Annotated in this window: 14 protein-coding genes and 1 tRNA gene; 13 read left to right on the forward strand and 2 right to left on the reverse strand. The window is 31.7% G+C overall.

Annotated features, from left to right (window positions below):
• The coding region (locus ACTG3V_RS00005) for a TetR/AcrR family transcriptional regulator (RefSeq protein ID WP_439130062.1) at nucleotides 1–323 on the reverse strand (323 nt) is incomplete at its 3' end.
• Between the two features lie 126 nt (nucleotides 324–449).
• On the opposite strand from ACTG3V_RS00005, the gene ACTG3V_RS00010 reads away from it, so the two are divergent.
• From ACTG3V_RS00010 to fsa, 7 genes are all read left to right on the forward strand, one after another.
• Nucleotides 450–1421, forward strand: a complete 972-nt coding sequence (locus ACTG3V_RS00010) for a polyprenyl synthetase family protein (RefSeq protein WP_439130063.1) — start codon at nucleotides 450–452, stop codon at nucleotides 1419–1421.
• Between the two features lie 63 nt (nucleotides 1422–1484).
• Nucleotides 1485–1558, forward strand: a tRNA-Ile gene (locus ACTG3V_RS00015).
• A gap of 531 nt (nucleotides 1559–2089) precedes the next feature.
• A complete protein-coding gene (locus tag ACTG3V_RS00020; RefSeq protein ID WP_439130064.1) occupies nucleotides 2090–3091 on the forward strand; it encodes a GntR family transcriptional regulator in 1002 nt (333 codons plus the stop codon).
• Between the two features lie 4 nt (nucleotides 3092–3095).
• Nucleotides 3096–4580, forward strand: a complete 1485-nt coding sequence (locus ACTG3V_RS00025) for a xylulokinase (protein WP_439130065.1) — start codon at nucleotides 3096–3098, stop codon at nucleotides 4578–4580.
• A 27-nt stretch (nucleotides 4581–4607) separates the two neighbouring features.
• Nucleotides 4608–5933 carry a xylose isomerase gene (gene xylA, locus ACTG3V_RS00030; RefSeq protein WP_439130066.1) on the forward strand — a complete coding sequence of 442 codons (1326 nt, stop codon included), beginning with the start codon at nucleotides 4608–4610 and terminating at the stop codon, nucleotides 5931–5933.
• Between the two features lie 117 nt (nucleotides 5934–6050).
• A complete protein-coding gene (locus tag ACTG3V_RS00035; RefSeq protein ID WP_439130067.1) occupies nucleotides 6051–8090 on the forward strand; it encodes a transketolase family protein in 2040 nt (679 codons plus the stop codon).
• Between the two features lie 10 nt (nucleotides 8091–8100).
• Entirely contained in the window at nucleotides 8101–8754 is a 654-nt protein-coding gene (gene fsa / locus ACTG3V_RS00040; protein WP_439130068.1) for a fructose-6-phosphate aldolase, read from the forward strand.
• A 2-nt stretch (nucleotides 8755–8756) separates the two neighbouring features.
• On the opposite strand, the gene ACTG3V_RS00045 is transcribed toward fsa, so the two are convergent.
• Nucleotides 8757–9446, reverse strand: coding sequence for an NUDIX hydrolase (locus tag ACTG3V_RS00045; protein WP_439130227.1), 690 nt, complete (start codon nucleotides 9444–9446; stop codon nucleotides 8757–8759).
• Between the two features lie 187 nt (nucleotides 9447–9633).
• Between ACTG3V_RS00045 and ACTG3V_RS00050 the strand changes: the two genes are divergently transcribed.
• The 6 genes from ACTG3V_RS00050 (at nucleotide 9634) to ACTG3V_RS00075 (ending at nucleotide 22556) form a co-directional block, all read left to right on the forward strand.
• A complete protein-coding gene (locus ACTG3V_RS00050) occupies nucleotides 9634–12735 on the forward strand; it encodes a SusC/RagA family TonB-linked outer membrane protein (RefSeq protein ID WP_439130069.1) in 3102 nt (1033 codons plus the stop codon).
• Between the two features lie 13 nt (nucleotides 12736–12748).
• The gene (locus ACTG3V_RS00055; protein ID WP_439130070.1) at nucleotides 12749–14299 is read left to right on the forward strand and encodes a RagB/SusD family nutrient uptake outer membrane protein; all 1551 of its coding nucleotides are present in this window, start codon (nucleotides 12749–12751) and stop codon (nucleotides 14297–14299) included.
• A gap of 45 nt (nucleotides 14300–14344) precedes the next feature.
• Nucleotides 14345–17851 carry a VCBS repeat-containing protein gene (locus tag ACTG3V_RS00060; protein ID WP_439130071.1) on the forward strand — a complete coding sequence of 1169 codons (3507 nt, stop codon included), beginning with the start codon at nucleotides 14345–14347 and terminating at the stop codon, nucleotides 17849–17851.
• Nucleotides 17852–17885: 34 nt separating this feature from the next.
• Nucleotides 17886–19241 carry a vanadium-dependent haloperoxidase gene (locus ACTG3V_RS00065; protein WP_439130072.1) on the forward strand — a complete coding sequence of 452 codons (1356 nt, stop codon included), beginning with the start codon at nucleotides 17886–17888 and terminating at the stop codon, nucleotides 19239–19241.
• Between the two features lie 267 nt (nucleotides 19242–19508).
• A complete protein-coding gene (locus tag ACTG3V_RS00070; protein ID WP_439130073.1) occupies nucleotides 19509–21011 on the forward strand; it encodes an alpha-N-arabinofuranosidase in 1503 nt (500 codons plus the stop codon).
• 12 nt (nucleotides 21012–21023) lie between these two features.
• On the forward strand, nucleotides 21024–22556 hold the full coding sequence (locus ACTG3V_RS00075; RefSeq protein ID WP_439130074.1) for an arabinan endo-1,5-alpha-L-arabinosidase: 1533 nt from the start codon (nucleotides 21024–21026) through the stop codon (nucleotides 22554–22556).
• Nucleotides 22557–22561: the final 5 nt, after the last annotated feature.

Consider the following 22561-nt stretch of genomic DNA (forward strand, 5'->3'; position numbering starts at 1 on the left):
TCGTATATTTTTGGATAATATTTTTGCAATTGATATTGAGGAGATGATTTTTCGTCTTTTAAATGTGTCATGACAAATTGTTTGATGTTAAAAAGCTCATCAATAGGGTTTTCTTTTAAAGCACAAATTTTATCAATACCATCAGAAATAACACAAAAAGCATGTTTGGTTACAGCGTCTACTAATTCAGTTTTGTTTTTAAAATACTTGTAAATTGTTTTTTTAGAAACTCCTAAGGCACTAGCAATTTCATCCATAGTAACGCTCTTAAAACCTAAGTTTAAAAAGAGTTCATTTGATTTTTCTACAATTTTATCTCTCATAATTCGACGCAAAAGTACAACAGGAAACTATAGAAACAAAAAAAGTTTCCAAAGTTTTAATGATTTTTTAACATTTCATAAAAAAAGTAAAATTTGTTTACTGTATTTTTACAAAAAATAACGGATTTGGACATTTTACATTATCAACAAGAGTTTTTAAAGTACCTAACATCAAAAAATTGGGTTCAAGAACCCAAAAACTTATATGAACCTGTAGATTATATTTTACAGTTAGGAGGCAAAAGAATAAGACCCGTTTTAACCTTAATGTCTGCAGATATTTTTGGTAAAGATTACCAAAAGGCATTACCTGCAGCCTTATCTGTAGAGGTTTTCCATAACTTTACCTTGGTGCACGATGATATTATGGATGATGCACCTTTGCGAAGAGGAAAACCAACTGTACATGAAAAATGGGACATAAATACAGCAATTCTTTCTGGTGATGCAATGCTGATTTTAGCATATCAATATTTTGAAAATTATAAGCCCGCAGTTTTTCAAAAACTGGCAAAATTGTTTAGTAAAACAGCTTTAGAGGTTTGTGACGGTCAACAATTAGATGTAGATTTTGAAACAAGAAAAGATGTTACTATTGATGACTATATGAATATGATTCGGTTAAAAACATCTGTTTTGGTTGCTGCAGCCTTAAAAATGGGCGCAATTGTTGCAGAAGCTAACGATGAAAATGCGGACTTAATTTATGATTTTGGACTGAATTTAGGCCTTGCCTTTCAGTTACAAGATGATTATTTAGACACGTTTGGAGATCCTGAAACCTTTGGGAAACAGGTGGGGGGTGATATTATAGAAAATAAAAAAACTTTTTTATATTTAAAAGCATTAGAGGTTGCTGATGCTGATGCTAAGAAGAAATTAAAATATTTGTATCGAAAAAAATTAAAAGAGAATTCTTTAAAAATAATTGATGTAACTAGAATTTTTAGAATTCATGATATTCCTCTTTTGGTAACTCAAGAAATTGAAAGTTATACAGAAAAAGCGTTCAATACTTTATCGAAAATGGATGTAAGTGCATCCAATAAACAAAAACTAAAAGATTTTGGTTTATGGTTAATGAATAGAACTGTATAATTATTATTAAAATTATTTGCAAATGACTTAAAATAAATAGTACATTTGCAAACCAAAATTATAGGTCCTATAGCTCAGTTGGTTAGAGCACCTGACTCATAATCAGGTGGTCCATGGTTCGAGTCCATGTGGGACCACATTTACCTTGATAATCGTTTGATTGTCAAGGTTTTGTTTTTTTAAGTGGTTTTCTGTGTAGGTTTTTGTGTCGTTAATAAAGAACCAATGGATCAAGATATAAAGTTGTGAGATTAAATAGTTATTTATAGATATTTGTAAGTCTAAATAAAATGAATCCTATATTCTCAATTCTCTAAATTGCACTTTAAAGGCTATTTAAATAAATTATTCATAATATTAAAGCTCATATATTCTTAGGTTAAAGTTAAGCTTATGGGTTCTAATCACTCTTTTATGATTTTCTATTTTGGTAGGTCAAAAGCTGTTCTTTTGGCATTTTTAGTAAAACTTCCAATATTTTTTAATTTTACATGACGTTGTTCACTTTAAATGATTTGTGATTGAATTAGTTTGCAGCTATTATATAAAATGAATAACTTTTTCCGACTTTCAATCTTATAATAGACGACAAGTTTGTATATAATTGTTTTTAAATCAAGCTGTATTAAAAAAATTATATTTAATATTGCATACCAGAACAGAACAGGATGATTAAAGACGTTTTATCATTTAATATAAATCACAATAGTGATGTTCCTAAATACCAGCAAATTGTAAATGCAATTAATGATGGTATTTCTAAGGATTTGATAACGATTGGTGATCATTTACCTTCTGTAAATAGTGTATGTAAAAAATATAAAATATCTAGAGATACTGTATTTAAAGCATATTCAATCCTTAAGCAAGATGGTGTTATAGAAGCAGTGCCTAACAAAGGCTATTATGTTACTGGAGAAACCAAAAAAGTGCTTTTAATTCTAGATACTTTTAAGGCGTATAAAGAGGTTTTGTATCATTCTTTTACAAATAATTTACCAGATACATTTATAACAGATGTTCAATTTCATCATTATAACATAGATAATTTTAAAACTATTGTAAATAATAGTATTGGTAAATATTATAAATACGTAGTGATGGGTTTTGATAATAAAAATATCCCATCAATATTATCTAAAATTAATAATGATAATTTACTTTTAATAGATTGGAATATCAATGCTAGCAAAGAAAATAATTATGTGTTTCAAGATTTCGGACAATCATTTTTAGAGGCTTTGCAAGAGGGTGTTCATTTGTTTAAAAAATATAAGGGAATCCATTTTTTGTATCCTTCTTATACAAGTCATCCAATTGAAACTATCAAGTATTTTAAGAAATTTTGCAAAAAAAATAATTTTGAATATAAAATTATTACCAACCCAAAAGAATTTAGAGTACAAAAGAATATCGCATATATAAGTGTTAGTGATAGAATGCTAGGGCTATTTTTAGAACAGTGTAGAGATAAAGAGTATGAGCCAGGTGTAGATGTAGGTTTTTTATCTTACAACGAAACACCTATGAAAAAATTTATCTACAAAGGCATTACAGTGATTTCAACCGATTTTAAGAAACAAGGAGAAAAAGCTGCGGAATTTGTAATGCAAGAAAAGCAAATACAATATTTAGTACCCACAAAATTAACCATAAGAGAATCATTATAAAGATATGTATTACATAGGATTTGATTTAGGGAGCTCATCTATAAAAGCTGCCTTAGTTGAAATTTCAACAGGAAAAAGTATCGGTGTTGTTCAAGAACCAAAAACAGAAATGAGCATGCTTGCTCTAAAAAACGGATGGGCAGAACAAAAACCAGAAGAATGGTGGAAACACATTTGTAAAGCCATAGAAAATCTAAAAAAAACGTACAACGTTTCTAGAACACAAATTAAAGGGATTGGTATTTCATATCAAATGCATGGTTTGGTTTTGGTAGATAAAGAGGGCAAACCCTTAAGAAAAAGTATCATTTGGTGTGATAGTAGAGCAGTAGAAATTGGTAAAGAAGCTTTTGCAATTATTGGTAGCGAAAAAAGTTCGAGTCACTTGTTAAATTCTCCAGCAAATTTTACAGCTTCAAAATTAAAATGGGTAAAAGATAATGAACCAGATATTTACAACAAAGCGTATAAGTTTATGTTGCCTGGAGATTATATTGCTTATCGTTTTTCAAACAAAATAAATACCACAATTTCTGGACTTTCAGAAGGTATCTTTTGGGATTTTAAAAATGATACTGTTGCAGACTTTCTTTTAGATTATTATGGAATTGATAAATCTTTAGTACCAGATATTGTAGATACCTTTGGTTTACAATCTGTGGTAAATGAAAAAGGAGCCAAAGAAAGTACCTTGGCTGCAGGAACACCTATATTTTATCGTGCAGGAGATCAACCAAACAATGCACTATCTTTAAACGTATTTAACCCAGGTGATGTGGCTGCAACAGGTGGAACTTCTGGTGTTGTATATGCAGTAACCGAAAGTTTATCTGGTAAAGAAAGTACAAGGGTTAATAATTTTGCCCATGTAAATTATCAAAAATCAGTTCCAAGAATTGGTAAATTATTAAACATAAACGGAGCTGGAATTCAATACAGATGGTTGTTAAATAACCTGTCTGTAGATTCTTATGACGAAATGAATCAACTGGCTTTAGATGTTCCTGTAGGTTCAGATGGTGTTTGCATGTTACCTTTTGGAAATGGTGCAGAAAGAATGCTAAACAACCGAGAAATAGGTACAAGGTTGGTCAACTTAAATTTAAATAACCATAAAAAAGGACACGTTTGTAGAGCAGCTTTAGAAGGTATTGCCTTTTCATTTGTGTACGGTATGGATATTCTAAAATCAGATGGTATTGATATTAATGTGATGAGAGCAGGAAACGATAATTTATTCCGTTCAGAAATATTTGCAAATACAGTAGCAACATTAATCAATCAAGAAATTGAAATATATAATACAACAGGAGCTATAGGTGCTGCAAGAGCAGCTGGTTTACATGAAGGTGATTTTGAATCGTATGGCAAATTAGTAGAAGATAATGATCATGTAATGACATTTATGCCTTTAAAAGATAAAGAACCCTATTTAAAGGCATACGAAAACTGGAAAAAAGAATTGAATCATATTTTACATAACAAGTAAAAAATATAAATTTTAAAACAAAAAACAATGGCATTAATAGGCAACAAAGAATACTATAAAGGTATTGGCGAAATTAAGTTTGAAGGAAAAGAATCAGACAATCCTTTAGCATTTAAATACTATAACCCAGAACAAGTGGTTGCAGGTAAAAAAATGAAAGATTGGTTTAAATTTTCAATTGCATATTGGCACACATTCTGTGGGCAAGGAGCAGATCCATTTGGTCCTGGAACTCAAAGTTTCGAGTGGGATAAACCAGCAGATGCAATTGTAGCTGCAAAAGAAAAAGCAGATGCTGCTTTTGAGTTTATTACAAAAATGGGTTTTGATTACTACTGTTTTCATGATTTCGATTTAATTAGAGAAGGAGCAACATTTGCAGAATCTGAATCTAGATTAGCAGCAATTACAGAATATTTAAAAGAAAAACAAGCAGCTTCTGGGGTTAAATTACTTTGGGGTACTGCAAACTGTTTTTCAAATCCACGTTATATGAATGGGGCATCTACAAACCCAGATTTTGATGTGGTTGCAAGAGCTGGTGGTCAAATAAAATTAGCTTTAGATGCTACTATGGCTTTAGATGGAGAAAACTACGTATTTTGGGGTGGTCGTGAAGGTTACATGTCTCTTTTAAATACAGACATGGGTCGTGAATTAGATCATATGGGGCAGTTTTTAACCATGTGTAGAGATTATGCTCGTGCACAAGGTTTTAAAGGAAACTTCTTTATCGAACCAAAACCAATGGAGCCATCTAAACATCAATATGATTTTGATAGTGCTACTGCTATTGGTTTCTTAAAAGAATATGGTTTAGACAAAGATTTTAAAATTAACATTGAAGTAAATCACGCTACATTAGCGCAACATACTTTTCAACACGAAATTGAAACCGCTGCAAAATCAGGTATGTTAGGTAGTTTAGATGCAAACAGAGGAGATTACCAGAATGGTTGGGATACAGACCAATTTCCAAACAATATTCAAGAAACTACAGAAGCAATGTTAGTATTCTTAAAAGCTGGTGGTTTACAAGGTGGTGGTGTTAATTTTGATGCTAAAATCAGAAGGAACTCAACAGATTTAGAAGATGTTTTTCACGCTCATATTGGTGGTGCAGATACATTTGCTAGAGCTTTATTAATTGCTGATAAAATCATTACATCTTCACCTTACGAAAAATTAAGAACAGAGCGTTATGCTTCTTTTGATTCTGGTAAAGGTGCAGCTTTTGAAGCTGGTAAATTAAGTTTACAAGATTTATATAAAATAGCGCAAGAAAACGGCGAATTATCATTGCAAAGTGGTAAGCAAGAGTTGTTTGAAAACATCATCAATCAATACATTTAATTTAATGATACGAATAGATTTAGATTATTTTGTATATATTTGCAAGTGTGTAAAATACACTTGTTTTTTTATATGCTTAATTTTCGTAATTTAGATTCCTAATAAACTCATAACTAAATGAACCAAAAAATAGACCAACAATCAGCAGACAACATCAGAGCTTTAGCAGTTGCAATGGTAGAAAAAGCAAATTCAGGGCATCCAGGAGGACCAATGGGAGGTGCAGATTTTATGCACATCTTATACTCAGAATTTTTTAATTTTGATCCTTCAGATATGACTTGGACATTCAGAGATCGCTTTTTTATGGATGCAGGACATTTATCAACTTTAATGTATGCACAATATTACCTTTTAGGAAACTATAAAAAAGAAGATGTTGCTAATTTTAGACAATGGGGTTCTATAACTCCAGGACATCCAGAAGTAGATGTTAAGAGAGGTATAGAAAATACTTCTGGACCATTAGGACAAGGACATACCATGGGAGTTGGTGCAGCAATTGCAGCAAAATTTTTACAAGCACGTTTTGGAGATTGGATGAATCATAAAGTATATGGTTTTATTTCTGATGGAGGTGTGCAAGAAGAAATTTCTCAAGGAGCAGGTAGAATTGCTGGTCATTTAGGATTGAGTAATTTTATTATGTTCTATGATGCTAATGACATTCAGTTATCAACTTCAACAGATGAAGTAACTTCTGAAGATACCGAAATGAAATATAAATCTTGGGGATGGAATGTAGTTACCATTGATGGGCATAACCATGATGAAATTAGAAAAGCATTAACAGATGCAAACAACGAAACGGAAAAACCAACCCTAATTATTGGTAAAACGATAATGGGTAAAGGTTGTGTTACAGCTGAAGGAAAAATGTTTGAGGGCGAATGTGAATTGCATGGTCAGCCTATAGGACACACAGGTGCAGATTACGAAAAAACCTTATTAAATTTAGGAGCAAGTGTTGAAAATCCTTTTGATATTTTTGAGGACGTTAGTGCCTTTTATCAAAATTTATTAAAAGAAAAAACAGCGAAAGCTGCTGAAAAGAAAAAAGAAATTGCTGCTTGGAGAAAAGCAAATGCCGCACTTTCAGACAAATTAGATTTCTTTTTATCAGGAAAATTACCAGAATTAGATTTTGAAGGCATTGCGCACAAACAAGGTTTGGCATCAAGAGCAGCTTCATCTGGCGTATTAGCATATTTAGCTGATAAAGTAGAAAACATGATTGTTTCTTCTGCAGATTTATCTAACTCAGACAAAACAGATGGCTTTTTAAAGAAAACACAAGCACTTAAAAAAGGAGATTTCTCAGGTTCGTTTTTACAGGCGGGTGTTGCTGAATTAACCATGGCTTGTATTGCAAACGGACTTGCTTTACATGGTGGTATTATTCCTGTAGTAGCAACTTTCTTTGTATTTTCAGATTATATGAAACCTGCTATTCGTTTAAGTGGAATTCAAGAATTGGGTGTAAAATATGTGTGGACACATGATGCGTTTAGAGTTGGAGAAGATGGGCCAACACATCAACCAGTAGAGCAAGAAGCACAAATTCGATTACTTGAAAAATTGAAAAACCATAGTGGAAACCCAAGTTTCTTAGCATTACGTCCTGCAGATTCTGCAGAAACAAGTGTTGCCTGGAAAATGGCTTTAGAGAATTCAAAAACTCCAACAGGTTTAATTTTATCAAGACAAGGTATTAAAGATTTATTACCATCAAAAGATGGATCAAGATATCAAGAAGCTTTAGCTGCAGAGAAAGGTGGTTATTTGGTAAAAGAAGTAGAAAATCCAGATGTAGTTTTAATTGCAAATGGTTCTGAAGTAGCCACTTTAGTGGAAGCTGCAGAAATTTTAGAATCAGAAAACGGATTGAAAGTAAATATAGCTTCTGTAATTTCTGAAGGTGTTTTTAGATTACAATCTAAAGAGTATCAAAATTCTGTAATTCCTAAAAACAAACCATTATTTGGTTTAACAGCAGGTTTACCAGTAAATTTAGAAGGTTTGGTTGGCGATAATGGAAAAGTGTTCGGTTTAGAACATTTTGGTTATTCTGCACCAGCAACTGTTTTAGATGATAAATTTGGTTTTACAGGTGAAAAAGTAAGCAAAGAAGTATTAGAATATTTAAAAACAGTATAAAACTAGAATTATGAAATTTTTTATTGATACAGCAAACCTTAAGGAAATTGCAGAAGCACAAGCTTTAGGTGTTTTAGATGGTGTAACTACAAACCCATCTTTAATGGCAAAAGAAGGCATTACAGGTGCAGAAAATATATTAAATCATTATAAAAAAATCTGTGATATTGTAGAAGGCGATGTTTCTGCAGAAGTAATTGCAACAGATTATGATGGAATGATTGAGCAAGGTGAAGAATTAGCCGCTTTAAACCCACAAATTGTGGTAAAATTACCTATGATTGCTGATGGTGTAAAAGCGTGTAAATACTTTTCTGATAAAGGCATCAAAACCAATGTTACTTTAGTATTTTCAGTAGGGCAAGCTTTGTTGGCTGCAAAAGCTGGCGCAACGTATGTATCTCCTTTTTTAGGAAGATTAGATGATATTTCAACGGATGGTTTACACCTAATTTCTGAAATAAGACAAGTGTACGATAATTATGGTTTTGAAACACAAATATTATCAGCATCAGTACGTCACACAATGCACGTAATTAACTGTGCAAAAATTGGTAGTGATGTAATGACAGGACCATTATCATCTATAACAGGATTGTTAAAACACCCATTAACAGATAGTGGATTGGCAAAATTTTTAGAAGATTATAAAAAAGGAAATTAAGTTTATAACTTTAAGTAAAAGTCATTCGATTTTTTACTATCGTATTTTTCTTGATCAAACATATAAAGATATGATCCCTTCGTAGAAGAGGTCATATCTTTTTCTTTTAACTTGATTAAAATATCCATAGATTTTATTTTATTGATAAAATTTCTTTTGTCTATTTTCTTATCTAGGATAGATTCATACAGTTTTTGCAACTGCCTCATTGTAAATTTTTCTGGTAAAAGCTCAAAGCCTATAGGGCTTATAGATGTTCTTCTTCTTAAACGTTTTGTTGCTTTAACAAGCATTTCATTATGATCAAAAATTAAATCTGGTACTTTTGATAGGCTAAACCATTTAGCATTATAATTTTTAATGATTTCTGTATTGTGATGTTCAATATTTATAATAGCGTAAAAAGATGTAGATATTGTTCTTTCTTTAGGGTCTCTGTCAACTTCACTCCAAGTATAAAGCTGCTCCATATAAATATCATTCATACCAGTTAACTTATAAAGAATTCTTTTGGCAGCTAAATCTAGTGTTTCTCTTTTTTTAAGAAACCCTCCAATTAAAGACCACTTTCCTTTTTCGGGTTTAAATTCTCTTTTAATTAAAAGTACTTTTAAATCTTCGTCATCAAAGCCAAAGATTATACAATCAACAGCAAGTAGTACTTTATCTTCAAGATGATATCCTTTCGTCATAATTAAAATAATGAACAAATTTAGAACTTTTTATAAAAGACTACAAAATTTTTCTAAAAAAGTATAATTCAGTAATAAAAAATACAAAAAACATAATTTTTCAATAAAATATTTTGTATTGTTAAATTTTTGTTATTAATTTACAAATGTAAAATGCACACTTGTATTAAAATTAAACTTAATTAACATGACAACAACAAAATTAAAAAAAGGCATTTATGCTAAGACAATACCTCTTAGAGTATTGTTTTTTATATTTGCTCTCTCTGTAAGCACCATTGTTTACGGACAACAAAAAACAATTACAGGAACAGTTACAGCAGCCTCAGATGGTGTGGCCTTACCAGCAGTAAGTGTTCTAATTGAAGGTACAACTCGAGGTACTTCTACAAACTTTGATGGTAAATTTTCAATTTCTGCAGCACCTAATGAAACATTAGTTTTTAGTTATTTAGGGTTTGCCGATAAAAAAGTTTTGGTAGGCAGTCAAACTGAGATTAATGTAGCTCTATTAGAAGGTGAAACTTCTTTAGATGAAATAGTTGTGGTTGGATATGGTTCTCAGAAGAAAGCCGATTTAACGAGTGCTATTAGTGTCGTTGATACCAAAGAAATGACGAAACAAGCATCTAATGATGTTACACAAATGATGCAAGGACGTGTTGCTGGTGTTTCAATTACATCTGATGGGCAACCAGGAGCTGCACCTAGTGTTAGAATTAGAGGTGTAGCCACTTTTGGAATTGGAGCTAGTGCAGAACCATTATATGTGGTTGATGGAGTTCCTATTGATGGAATTAGAGATATTAACCCAAATGACATTGAATCTGTTCAAGTTCTGAAAGATGCATCTGCTGGAGCTATCTACGGAAATAGAGCAGGTAATGGTGTAATTATTATCACCACAAAATCGGGTAGAAAAGGTCAAAAAGTTTCTATAGGTCTTTCATCTTATTATGGTGTTCAAAGCATTACTCAAAAACTTCCTCTTTTAGATAGAGTAGGTTATCAAACAATAAACAGAGAACTCATCAATAATGGTGGAAACACAATTCCAATTCCAACAGGAAATGATCCAAACTCTCCTGATTTTATTGATAATATTGATACAGATTGGCAAGATGAAGGGTTTACTATGGGCTTTATCCAAAACCATAACTTTAATGTTTCTGGAGGTACTGAAAACAGTAACTATTTTATGTCTTTAGATTATTTAGATAATGAAGGTACATTAGTTGGTCAAGGACCTAATTATAGACGTTACTCTTTTAGAGTAAATACAGAGACTAAATTTGGTAAATTTACGGTTGGTGAAAATCTATTTTTCGTTCATTCTGATGAAAATCCATTATTCGATACAGCTTCTATAAACTTGCCTGGTGGAAGACCAACATTGGTAAATGATTTATTACAAGCTGCGCCAACTATTCCAGTTAAAGATCCAAATAGATTAGGTGGTTTTGGTGGTGCAAATGCTACAATACATAATTCAATTACACTTAACGTTCCTGGAATTAATTCATTGATTGATAATGAAGCTAAAGTTAACAGATTAAACGCTAACGTATATATGAGTTTTGAACCAGTAGATGGCTTAGTTTTTAAATCAAGCGGATCTTATAATACTACTAATATTACAAGTCAACTATTTGTTCCTCAATATGATTTAGGTTACTTTTTTCCTAATCCTTTAGCTCAACTTCGTGTTGTAAACACAAACATAAGCCGTTTTTTAATTGAGAATACAGCTAACTTTACGAAAGAATTTGGAAAACATAATTTATCTGTTTTAGCAGGTCAAACTTTTCAAAAAGATGAATTTAGATCAGTTACTGCTGTAGGTGGTGGTTTAACAGAGCCTTATGTTTTAAATTTAGGTAATGCTACAGAATATAGTGTTTTTGATAACATTCAAGAAGCTGCATTGTTCTCTTTATTAGGTAGAGCAAATTATTCTTTTGATGATAAATACTTTATTACAGGAAACATTAGATATGATGGTTCTTCTAAATTTAATCCAGATGTTAGATTTGAAGTTTTCCCTTCTGTTTCTGCAGCTTGGAAAATACACAACGAATTTGAATTACCTGATTTTATCAACTCTCTTAAATTAAGAGGTGGTTGGGGTGAAGTTGGTAACCAAGAAGTTGGTAATTACCTATATCAAAGAACCATTAACAGAGGTATACCATACCAGTTTTCTGGAGGATCAACAGTTGTTGGTGCAGCAGTTACTTCTCTAATTGATGAGGATATCAAATGGGAAACTAGACAAACAAGTAGTGTAGGTATCGATGCCTCATTTCTTAATGGTGGGTTAGATTTTACTGCAGAATATTATAGAAATACATCTAAAGACGTATTAGTAAATATTCCAGTACCATATTCAAATACAGTTGGAGCATTCAATTCTGAGATTTTGTCTAATGCAGGTTCAATAAGAAACTCGGGTATAGAACTATCTGCTGTTTACAGACAAAGTATTGGCGATGATTTCTCATTTGAAATCGCTCCAAACTTTTATACAGTTAAGAATGAAATCCTTGAAATTGGGGGTCAAGAATTTATTACAGGTGCAGGTACTAGAAATATTGTTGGCCGTTCTTTAGGAGAGCATTATGGTTGGGTTTATGATGGTATTTTTCAATCAGCACAAGAAGTTGCAGATGCACCTTTTCAAACGCCTGGAACCGCTGCTGGAGATATAAAATATAAAGATATTACTGGTCCAGATGGTACGCCAGATGGTGTTGTTAATGACCAAGATAGAACTTTTCTAGGGCAAGGTTTACCAACGTACTATTATGGTATTAATATAACAGCTAACTATAAAAACTTTGATTTTACTATTTTCGGTCAAGGAAGTGGAGGAAATTTAATAAATAGTAATTTATACCGTGGTTTAATGCCAACACAAGGTTTTACGAACTGGCATGAGGATATCTTAAATCGTTGGACGCCAACAAATACAAATACAACTGTGCCACGTGTTGTTTTAAATGACCCAAACAACAATCAGAGAGATTCAGACAGACCTGGTTGGTTGCAAGATGGAGATTACTTTAGATTAAATACAATATCTTTAGGATACAGTTTGCCAAATGACGTTATTAATAAACTTTCAATGTCTAGTGCTCGATTTTTTGTTACCTTACAGAATGTTGCTGTTTTTTCTAAATACAAAGGGTATAATCCAGATTTTCAAGCTGGTGTATTAAATCCAGGTTTTGATTTTGGTACATATCCAAGACCGATGACAACCATGTTAGGATTTCAGTTAAAATTTTAAAATCTAAGAAAAAATGAAAACATATTTTACAAAATTAATATTACTTGTAGTTGTTATTACATCACTTAGTTCGTGTAATAATGAACTAGATATTCAAGATACAAATAGGCTTCTTGCAGAAGAATACTATCAGAGTCAATCTGAGGCTGTAGCTGCTGTTGATGCTATTTATAATGGACTTATTATAGACGGAAATTACCAAAGAATGATGCCTGCTATAAATGATGCTAGAGGAGATGAAGCTAGTTCAAGAAGTCCATGGCCATTTTTAACAGGTACAGGGAATTTTACAATTCCTTCTACTCAGCCAGACATCGTTATAGCGTATTTAGGTTGTTATACTGTTATTAATAGAGCAAATCAGGCTCTTGCAGCAATTGATCAAATAGATGATATAGAAACAAACCTAAGAGAAAGACTTATTGGGCAAGCTTACTTTTTAAGAGCTTTGGCATATTTTAATGCTTCAAATATTTTTGAAAATCCTCCATTAGTGTTAGAGGTACAAGCTGGTGCAGATACTTTTTTTCCATCTAATCAATCTACAACTCAAGCAGATGTATATGCACAGATAGAGGCAGATTTAAATGAGGCAATTAGTAGACTTCCTGTTAATTATTCAAATGTTTCTGGTCCAGATGCAGGTCAACCAGCACGTGCTACTCTTGGAGCTGCAAATTCATTGATGGGTAAACTTAAGTTATATCAAGGTGATTATGCTGGGGCTTTACCTTATTTTCAAACCGTTGTTAACTCTCAAGTTTATGACTTAGCACCTAATTATGGAGATTTATTTTCACAAGACCCTGCTTTAGAAAATGCAAACCCAGGTAGAATATTTTGGGCAGAATTTACACAAAGCGCAAATGTAGATTATAACTGGGGAGGAGATCCAACTGTAAACTGGAGACAATTCTCAGCAGTTGCACCAACCTATTCAGGTGCAGACTTTTATGATTTTACGCCAACTCAATTCTTAGTTGATGAATTAAAACAAGAAAGAACTATTACTAATGAAATTGATCCTAGATATCCTGCAACCATATTATCATATCTTCCTGCAGAGGGATTAACACAATCTTATGGAGCACCATTTTTCTTAGATCAAACTCAAAATTATTTAGCTAAATATACTTTAGCAAATGAAGGTGGAGATCCATTTACATGTGGTATCAACTATCATATTATTCGTTTTGCAGATGTATTATTAATGTATGCAGAGTGTTTAGCAAATACTAACGATATAGCTGGAGCAGCTGCTCAAGTTCAAAGAGTTAGAGATAGAGCAAATCTTCCAGATAGAGAAGCTGAGTTTGCAGCGTTAAACCTAACGCAATTTATGGATCAGTTAGCTCATGAACGTGTTACAGAATTGGCAATTGAAGGTTTAAGATGGTATGACATTAAAAGATGGGGTTGGTTAGATGATTCAGCAAAATTAAATGAACTTAAAGCTCATGATATAGACTTTAATTCTTATACAACTGGAAGACAATTTCAACCTTTTCCACAATCAGAGTTAGACAGAAACCCAAATTTAGTTGGTAATACAGCCAATCAATAATTGAAAGTTAAGATTATTTGAATTAATTTTAAAATGAATTGGTGCTTGAAAATTAAAAAACATATAATTATCCTATTTAGTATAGGCTTGTTTATATGTTGCGTAGATAAAAATATTGAGAATAATTTATTTGAATCAATAAGTGCAGAGTATTCAGGCATCAATTTTAAAAACCAAATAACTACAAACGACTCTATTAATATTGTATCTTATGAGTACTTATATAATGGAGGTGGAGTAGGTGTAGGTGACTTTAATAACGATAATCTTCCAGATATTATATTTTCTGGAAACCAAGTAAAAAGTAGAATTTATATAAATAAAGGCAATTTAACTTTTAAAGATATAACAAGTACTTCTGGAATTAATACCCAAAATAAATGGTGTACAGGAGTAAGCATTGTAGATATCAATCAAGATGGATACGATGATATTTATTTAAATATTGGCGGATTGGGAAACAAAAGTATGTTTCCCAATTTGCTTTATATTAATAATGGTGATTTAACCTTTACTGAATCTGCTGTAGACTATGGTTTAGCAGACCAAGGTGAAAGTATACAGTCACTTTTTTTTGATTATGATAAAGATGGTGATTTAGACATGTACCTGCTTACTGGAGGAGGTTTTGAAAGGTCTGCAATTACAATAAGACCAATCTTAAAAAATGGTGAAAGCAGAAATACTGATCGATTATATAGAAACGATTTTAACGAAGAGAAAGGACATCCTGTATATACAAATGTATCAAAAGAAGCAGGTATTACAATAGAAGGCTTTGGTCTTGGTGTAACTGTTTTTGATGCGAATAACGATAAATGGCCAGATATATATGTCTCTAATGATTATCTTTCTAGAGATTTTTTATATGTCAATCAGCAAAATGGTACTTTTAAAGAAGATGCTAGAAACTACTTTGGGCATACAAGTCATTTTTCTATGGGTAATGATGTTGCAGACATCAATAACGATGGCTTATTAGATGTAGTAACAGTTGATATGCTTCCTGAAGATGTTAAAAGAAGAAAGTTAATGTCAGGTACACATCATTCGCACGATGTTTTTCAAATTGCCAACAAACTTGGGTATGGACATCAGCAAATGAGAAATATGCTTCAGGTAAACAATGGTAATAACAACTTTAGTGAAATTGGTCAATTTGCAGGAATTGATAAAACCGATTGGAGTTGGGCTCCTTTAATTGCAGATTTTGATAACGATGGACTAAATGATATTTTTATAACCAATGGTTTTGGTAAAGACATCACAGATATGGATTTTGTGAAATATAGAGAAAAAATTTCTACATCCTTTGGTAATGTTAATGAGCTAAAAAAGTCCGTTATCGATTGTTTATACCACAGACCAAGTATTAAAATTGCAAATTATGCTTTTAGAAATAAAGGAAACTCAACCTTTGAAAAAATAAATAACGAATGGGGTTTTAACGAAAAATCAATCTCTAATGGAGCCATTTATTCTGATTTAGATAATGATGGTGATTTAGATTTAATCGTTAATAATATTAATGAAACAGCATTTGTATATAAAAATAAGCTTCGTGAAAAAGACTCTATTAAAACTCACTATTTAAAAGTTAAGTTAAAGGGAAACTCTCCAAATAAAAATGGAAAAGGAGCAACTTTAACATTAACAAATGGAAATACTAAAAAAATAAGATACAATCAACCTATAAGAGGATTTCAAAGCTCTGTAGGTAATACAATTCATTTTGGGTTAAACAACCTTAAAAAGGTAGATACCTTAAAAGTAGAATGGCCCAATGGAGCTACAAATTTACTAATAGATGTTTCTGCGAATCAAACTATAGTAGTATCTCAATCAAATGCTACAAGACCTAAAATAACTCAGGGAAATAAAGATAAAGGTAACTATTTTGCTTTAGACACTGCATTTCAATACAAACATCAAGACAGGAGTTATAATGATTTTGCAACTCAATCACTTTTGCTAAAAAAATATTCAAGTCAAGGACCAGCAATGGCTGTAGGTGATTTGAATAATGATGGTTTAGAAGATGTTTTTATTGGAGGTACATACGGTTTTAATTCAGCTATACTTTATCAAGAAAAAAATGGAGATTTCAAAAAAATAAACATTTCAGATACAGAACTTTACGAAGATGGTGGAGCACTAATTTTTGATGCAGATGGCAATGGTTATTTAGATCTTTACATAACAAGTGGTGGCACAGAAAGATATGCAGGTCACAAAGCATATCAAGATCGAATATATTATAATTTTAATGGACAATTAAAACAAGGTGAATTGCCTGAAATGTTAACCAGTACTTCAACAGTTTCTGCAGGAGATTTTGATAACGATGGCGACTTAGATTTATTTGTTGGAGGTAGAATTATACCTGGAAAATATCCACTTGCTCCTAAAAGTTATATACTAGAAAATGATAATGGTAATTTTGAAAATGTTACAGATGTTGTTTGTCCATTATTAAATAATGTAGGTATGGTTACATCAGCTACTTGGACGGATTTTAACAATGACACAAACCTTGATTTAGTGATTGTTGGTGAGTTTATGCCGATAACCATTTTGAAAGGAAATGGATCTAAATTAGAAAATATCACACAAGAATCTGATTTAAAAAATAGTTCAGGTTTATGGAATAGTATAGTTTCTGCAGATTTTGATAATGATGGAGATATAGATTTTGTTGTTGGTAATCTTGGTTTAAATTCTAACCTAAAGGTTAAAGATAATCATCCTATTAAATTAGACTTCGCTGATTTTGATAATAATAGCTCTATAGATCCTATATTTTCTAAATACGAAGAAGGTAATTATTATCCAATTGCATCTTTAGATCAATTGGTAAAGCAGCTACCAATATTGAAGAAGAAATTTTTGTATTACAATACGTTTGCAAAATCAACAACAGAAGATGTTCTGTCTTTATTTGGGTCTAAAACTTATGAGACTTTGCAAGCAGAAGAGTTAAAATCTTCGTATGTTGAGAATTTGGGTAATAACAAGTTTAAAATAACGGCACTTCCCAATGAAACTCAAATAGCTCCTATAAATGGGATACTTACTGAAGATATGAATCAAGATGGATTTTTAGACATATTATTAGTAGGTAACGATTATGGTGCAGAAGTAGGAATGGGAAAATATGATGCTTCTATTGGTCATGTTGTAATGAACAATAAAAACGGTACATTTACCTCGAAAAAGTTTAAAGAAACAGGATTTTATGTTTTAGGAGATGCCAAAAGCATTGTAAAAGTTCATACCAAATTAAAACCATTAGTGTTGGTAGGTGTTAATAATGAAAATGTAAAATCATTGCAGATAGTTAATAGTAATAATTCTTTTGTAGAACCTCATTCTGATGAGGCCTATGCTATTATTATTTTCAAAAATGGTTCAAAAAGAAAACATCAATTTTCTACTAGTGCTGGAGGTTATCTTTCACAAACTTCAAATAAAATTAGCGTAAACACGTTAGTTGATAAAATTGACTTTTATAGTTCTTCTGGCAAAATTACTCGTGAAGTTAATTTTGATTAACTTTAACAGGTTTAATTATAAAAATTAGATAATAATGAATTTTAAAAGTATTTCATTTATTACTGCTACATCATTAAGATGTATTGTTTTATTAGTGCTGTTTAATGTATTAACAGCTTGTCAAGATGATGTAAGATATAAAGAAATATTACAGAGTCCACAAACTTTTAATGCTACAATGAAGCAGTTAACAGATGTTATTGTTTATGATATATTTTCACCACCTGTTGCCTCTAGAATCTACATGTATCCAAGTGTAGCATCCTATGCAATAATTCAAAAAAAACATCCTAATAAATATAACTCTTTAGTTGGTCAATTAAGTGAATTTAAAGATATACCAGATCCAGAGAACAAAGCTATTGATTTTAATTTAGCATCATTACATGCCTTTTTAACAGTTGGGAAATCACTTGTTTTTTCAGAAGAACGATTGCTGAAATATCAAGAGGATTTTTACAATGAATTGAAAAATAAAGGAATTCCGAAAGATGTAATGAAAGCATCTGTAGCTTATGGAAATATTGTAGCCAAACACATCTTAGCTTGGGCAGATAAAGACCTTTACAAACAAACGAGAACCTATCCACAATACATAATTAAAGAGGAAGACAAGTTTTGGAAACCAACTCCACCAAACTATATGCAAGGTATTGAACCTCATTGGAATAAGATTAGAACTTTGGTTATAAAGTCGGCAAATCAGTTTTCACCCAAACCACCAATTGAGTTCAATCTAACTAAAGGGAGTCCTTTTATGGAGCAATTAATGGAAGTTTATGAAGTTGGTGGAAAAAATAATAGTAAAGATGAGGATATTGCTAAATTCTGGGATTGTAATCCTTATGTAGCATATAGTCAAGGGCATACAATGTTCGCAAATAAAAAAATTACTCCTGGAGGGCATTGGATAGGGATTACATCAATCGCTTCAGAAAAATCGAAAACTAGTTTTGATGAAACTATAAATGCATTTACCAAAGTGTCTATAGCCCTTTTTGATGGTTTTATTAGTTGCTGGGATGCAAAATGGAATACATTAGTTGTTAGACCAGAAACTATTATAAATAAGCATATTGATGAACATTGGGAGCCTTTATTACAAACGCCCCCATTTCCTGAATATACTAGTGGACATTCAGTTGTTTCTGCCTCAGCAGCAATGGTTTTAACAGATTTATTTGGAGATAATTTTAGCTTTAATGATACAACTGAAGTTGAATATGGGTTGCCATCTCGTAAATTCAAATCTTTCATCCAAGCATCAGAAGAAGCTGCCTTATCTCGACTTTATGGTGGTATACATTATAATATGGCTATTAAAGAAGGGTATACGCAAGGTCAAGAAGTAGGTACTTACATTGTAGATAATTTTAGAACTTTAAAATAGTAATTTTAAAGCCCATTCATTCATTTTTTTTAATTTAAAAGATATATAATTTAACATATTATCGTTTATTAAGTCTGTAATATGTTAATAAAACAAAAAAGTGCAATCTTTTTTTGGCAATCTTAATTTTTTTTTATTAATTTGAAAGTGTAATATTTACACTTGTATTTTTTTCAGTTTTTCGTTTCAAATAATTATTTAATAAATTAGTTTAAACCTATGTTTAATAAAACTTCAATTTTTTCAGTTTTTTTTGCTATTTTTTTTATGACAATAGTAAGTGCTCAAAACACTACAGTAGTTAAAATAAATAAAGATGATGCAGCACCAATAATTAGTAAACATATCTATGGTCATTTTGCTGAGCATTTAGGGCGATGTATATATGGTGGATTTTATGTTGGTGAAGACAGTGAAATTCCAAATACAAACGGAATTAGAAATGCAGTTATAGAAGCATTAAAAGAATTAAAAGTACCAAATTTAAGATGGCCAGGTGGTTGTTTTGCAGATACCTATCATTGGAAAGACGGTGTTGGTCCTAAAAGTGAACGACCTTCAATGATAAACAAGTGGTGGGGAGATGTTGTAGAAGATAACAGTTTTGGTACGCACGATTTTTTAAACTTATGTGAAGTTTTAGGTGCTGAACCTTACCTAGCTGCTAATGTGGGGAGTAGTACAGTAAAGGAGTTTACAGAGTACATTCAATATGTTACTAGAGAAAGTGGTGTGCCAATGGCAGACTATAGAATTGAGAATGGAAGGGAAAAGCCTTGGAATGTTAAATTTTGGGGAGTAGGAAATGAAATGTGGGGTTGTGGAGGAAACATGACACCAGAGTATTATGCAAATATTTATAGACAATATGCAACATTTATGACAGATTGGACCAACAGTGATGGATTCTACAGAGTAGCTTCTGGTGCTAATGTTGCAGATTATAATTGGACTGAAGTTTTAATGAGAGAAATACCAAAAAATCTTATTGAGGGAGTAGCATTACATTCTTATTCTTATGTGGAATGGAATAAAAAAGGTTCAGCTACCGCTTTTAATAATGAACAATACTTCTCAACAATGAAAACTGCATTAAAAATGGATGAGTTGATTAGAAAGCACACTGAAATAATGGATAAATACGATCCAAATCATAATGTAGACCTTATTGTTGATGAATGGGGTGGTTGGTATCAAGTAGAAGAAGGTACAAATCCAGGATTTCTTTACCAACAAAATACCATGAGAGATGCAATGATTGCAGGTACAACTCTTAATACCTTTAATAATTGGTCAGAAAGAGTAAAAATGGCAAACCTGGCTCAAACTATCAATGTACTGCAAGCGGTAATTTTAACTAAGGATGAAAAAATATTACTAACCCCTACATATCATGTAATGAAAATGTATAATGTACATCAAGATGCAAAATTATTACCAGTTTCATTCAATTCTCCAGATTATGAGTTTAATGGCGAAAAACTCCCAGCTATTTCAATTTCAGCATCAGAAAACAAAGAGGGTGTTAAACATTTTTCACTAGTAAATATTGATGCTTCCAAAGAAAATATAATTGAATTAGATTTAGAAGGTCTAAATATTAAAAATTTAAAAGGTCAAATATTAACTTCAGATAAATTACAAAATCATAATACATTTGAGAATCCAGACCTTATAAAGCCAATTAAATTTAAAGATTTTAAATTAAAAAATAATAAATTAACTTTAACATTACCACCTTTTTCTGTGGTAGTAATAGAAGGAAATTAAAAATAATATAAAATGAATAATATAAAATTGGTGAACATTTTTAAAGCTACAAGATTAGTGTTTTTACTACTCTTTATGCTTGTAAGTTGTTCTCCAGATGATAATATTACAGACAATCCAGGAAACGATAATCCAATTGATGATCCAATTGATGATCCAGATCCACAGCCAACTTCAAAAGTATATACTGTAGATAATATTGAAGACACATACTTCGATGTTGCTGGCGTAGCAAATGTTATTGATTGGGGGCCATATAACGTACATGACCCTTCTATTTTAAAAGATGGAGACACTTATTATTGCTACAATACTGATGTGTCTTTTGGATCTGAGGTTCGTCCAGGAATCCAAATTAGAAAATCTCAAGATTTAATCAATTGGGAATGGGTTGGATGGGCCTTTAATGGTTTACCAACCAAAGGAGCAAATTATATTCGTAGTAAAGGTACAAACCCTTTCAATTCATTATGGGCTCCATATATTATGAAGGTTGGAGATGAGTATAGATTGTATTATTCTTTAGCGTCAGAAGTAGGTAGATTAAGTGCTATGGGGCTTGCAACATCAGATAGTCCAGAAGGTCCATGGGTAGAAAAAGATTTAGTAGTAACATCAGAACCAGGAGGTACTGTTCAAACAAATGCAATAGATCCTGCAGTTGTAGTGACTCCATCAGGAGAACATTGGTTTTATTATGGTTCAGCTTGGGATGGTATTTATCAATTAGAATTGAATCCTTCTACAGGACTTCCAATGATAAATGGTTATAAAGGTACAAGAGTTGCACAAAGAGGTTTTACAGGGAATACTATAAATGGTAATATTGAGGGGCCTGAAGTTATTTATAATGCTGAACAAGGCAAATATTATATGTTTATATCATATGATTGGTTAGAAACAAAATACAATGTAAGAGTTGGTAGAAGTGATAATCCAGATGGTCCATTCTATGATTTCAATGGTTTAGATATAAATACGGAGGTTGATAATGGACCAATGATTTTGACACCTTACCAATTTAATGGTCATTCTGGTTGGCAAGGTGTTTCTCACCCAGCTGTTTTTAATGATGGAAATGGACAATATTACATGGCTCATCAAGGTAGACCAGGAATTAACAGGTTTTTTATGGTTTTACATGTACGTAAAATTCATTGGACAGAAGATGGATGGCCAATCGTGTCTCCAGAACGATATGCTGCTGTTCCACAAACTGCGATATCTGAAGAAGATTTAGTGGGTAATTATGAACAAATCGTATTAGGTTATTCAGTAACACCTGGTTATGCAAACGAACAAACTTCTGCAGATTTTCAAACTTCAACCAATGTAAAATTAACGGCTGATGGTAGTGTAAATGATGATGCAAATAATAAATGGGAATATAATGCACCTTGGTTAACGATTACTTGGGCAAATGGATTTACGGATAAGCTACATGTAGAAAGGGGTAGAGACTGGGAAAATAAAGTTGCTAATACAATTTTACTTACAGGTTTAAACAATGAAGGTACTGCAGTTTGGGGTAAAAAAATTGACTAAAAAAT

This window comes from Polaribacter sp. (assembly GCF_965660385.1).
In the GTDB taxonomy this organism is placed as follows: Bacteria; Bacteroidota; Bacteroidia; order Flavobacteriales; family Flavobacteriaceae; genus Polaribacter.

Excerpts from the sequence above, each read along its gene's own strand:
- ACTG3V_RS00070 (WP_439130073.1), top strand. The coding sequence starts at position 19,509 with ATGACAATAGTAAGTGCTCAAAACACTACAGTAGTTAAAATAAATAAA.
- ACTG3V_RS00025 (WP_439130065.1), top strand. The coding sequence starts at position 3,096 with ATGTATTACATAGGATTTGATTTAGGGAGCTCATCTATAAAAGCTGCC.
- fsa (WP_439130068.1), top strand. The coding sequence starts at position 8,101 with ATGAAATTTTTTATTGATACAGCAAACCTTAAGGAAATTGCAGAAGCA.
- ACTG3V_RS00055 (WP_439130070.1), top strand. The coding sequence starts at position 12,749 with ATGAAAACATATTTTACAAAATTAATATTACTTGTAGTTGTTATTACA.
- xylA (WP_439130066.1), top strand. The coding sequence starts at position 4,608 with ATGGCATTAATAGGCAACAAAGAATACTATAAAGGTATTGGCGAAATT.
- ACTG3V_RS00065 (WP_439130072.1), top strand. The coding sequence starts at position 17,886 with ATGAATTTTAAAAGTATTTCATTTATTACTGCTACATCATTAAGATGT.
- ACTG3V_RS00035 (WP_439130067.1), top strand. The coding sequence starts at position 6,051 with ATGAACCAAAAAATAGACCAACAATCAGCAGACAACATCAGAGCTTTA.
- ACTG3V_RS00075 (WP_439130074.1), top strand. The coding sequence starts at position 21,024 with ATGAATAATATAAAATTGGTGAACATTTTTAAAGCTACAAGATTAGTG.
- ACTG3V_RS00050 (WP_439130069.1), top strand. The coding sequence starts at position 9,634 with ATGACAACAACAAAATTAAAAAAAGGCATTTATGCTAAGACAATACCT.
- ACTG3V_RS00020 (WP_439130064.1), top strand. The coding sequence starts at position 2,090 with ATGATTAAAGACGTTTTATCATTTAATATAAATCACAATAGTGATGTT.
- ACTG3V_RS00045 (WP_439130227.1), bottom strand. The coding sequence starts at position 9,446 with ATGACGAAAGGATATCATCTTGAAGATAAAGTACTACTTGCTGTTGAT.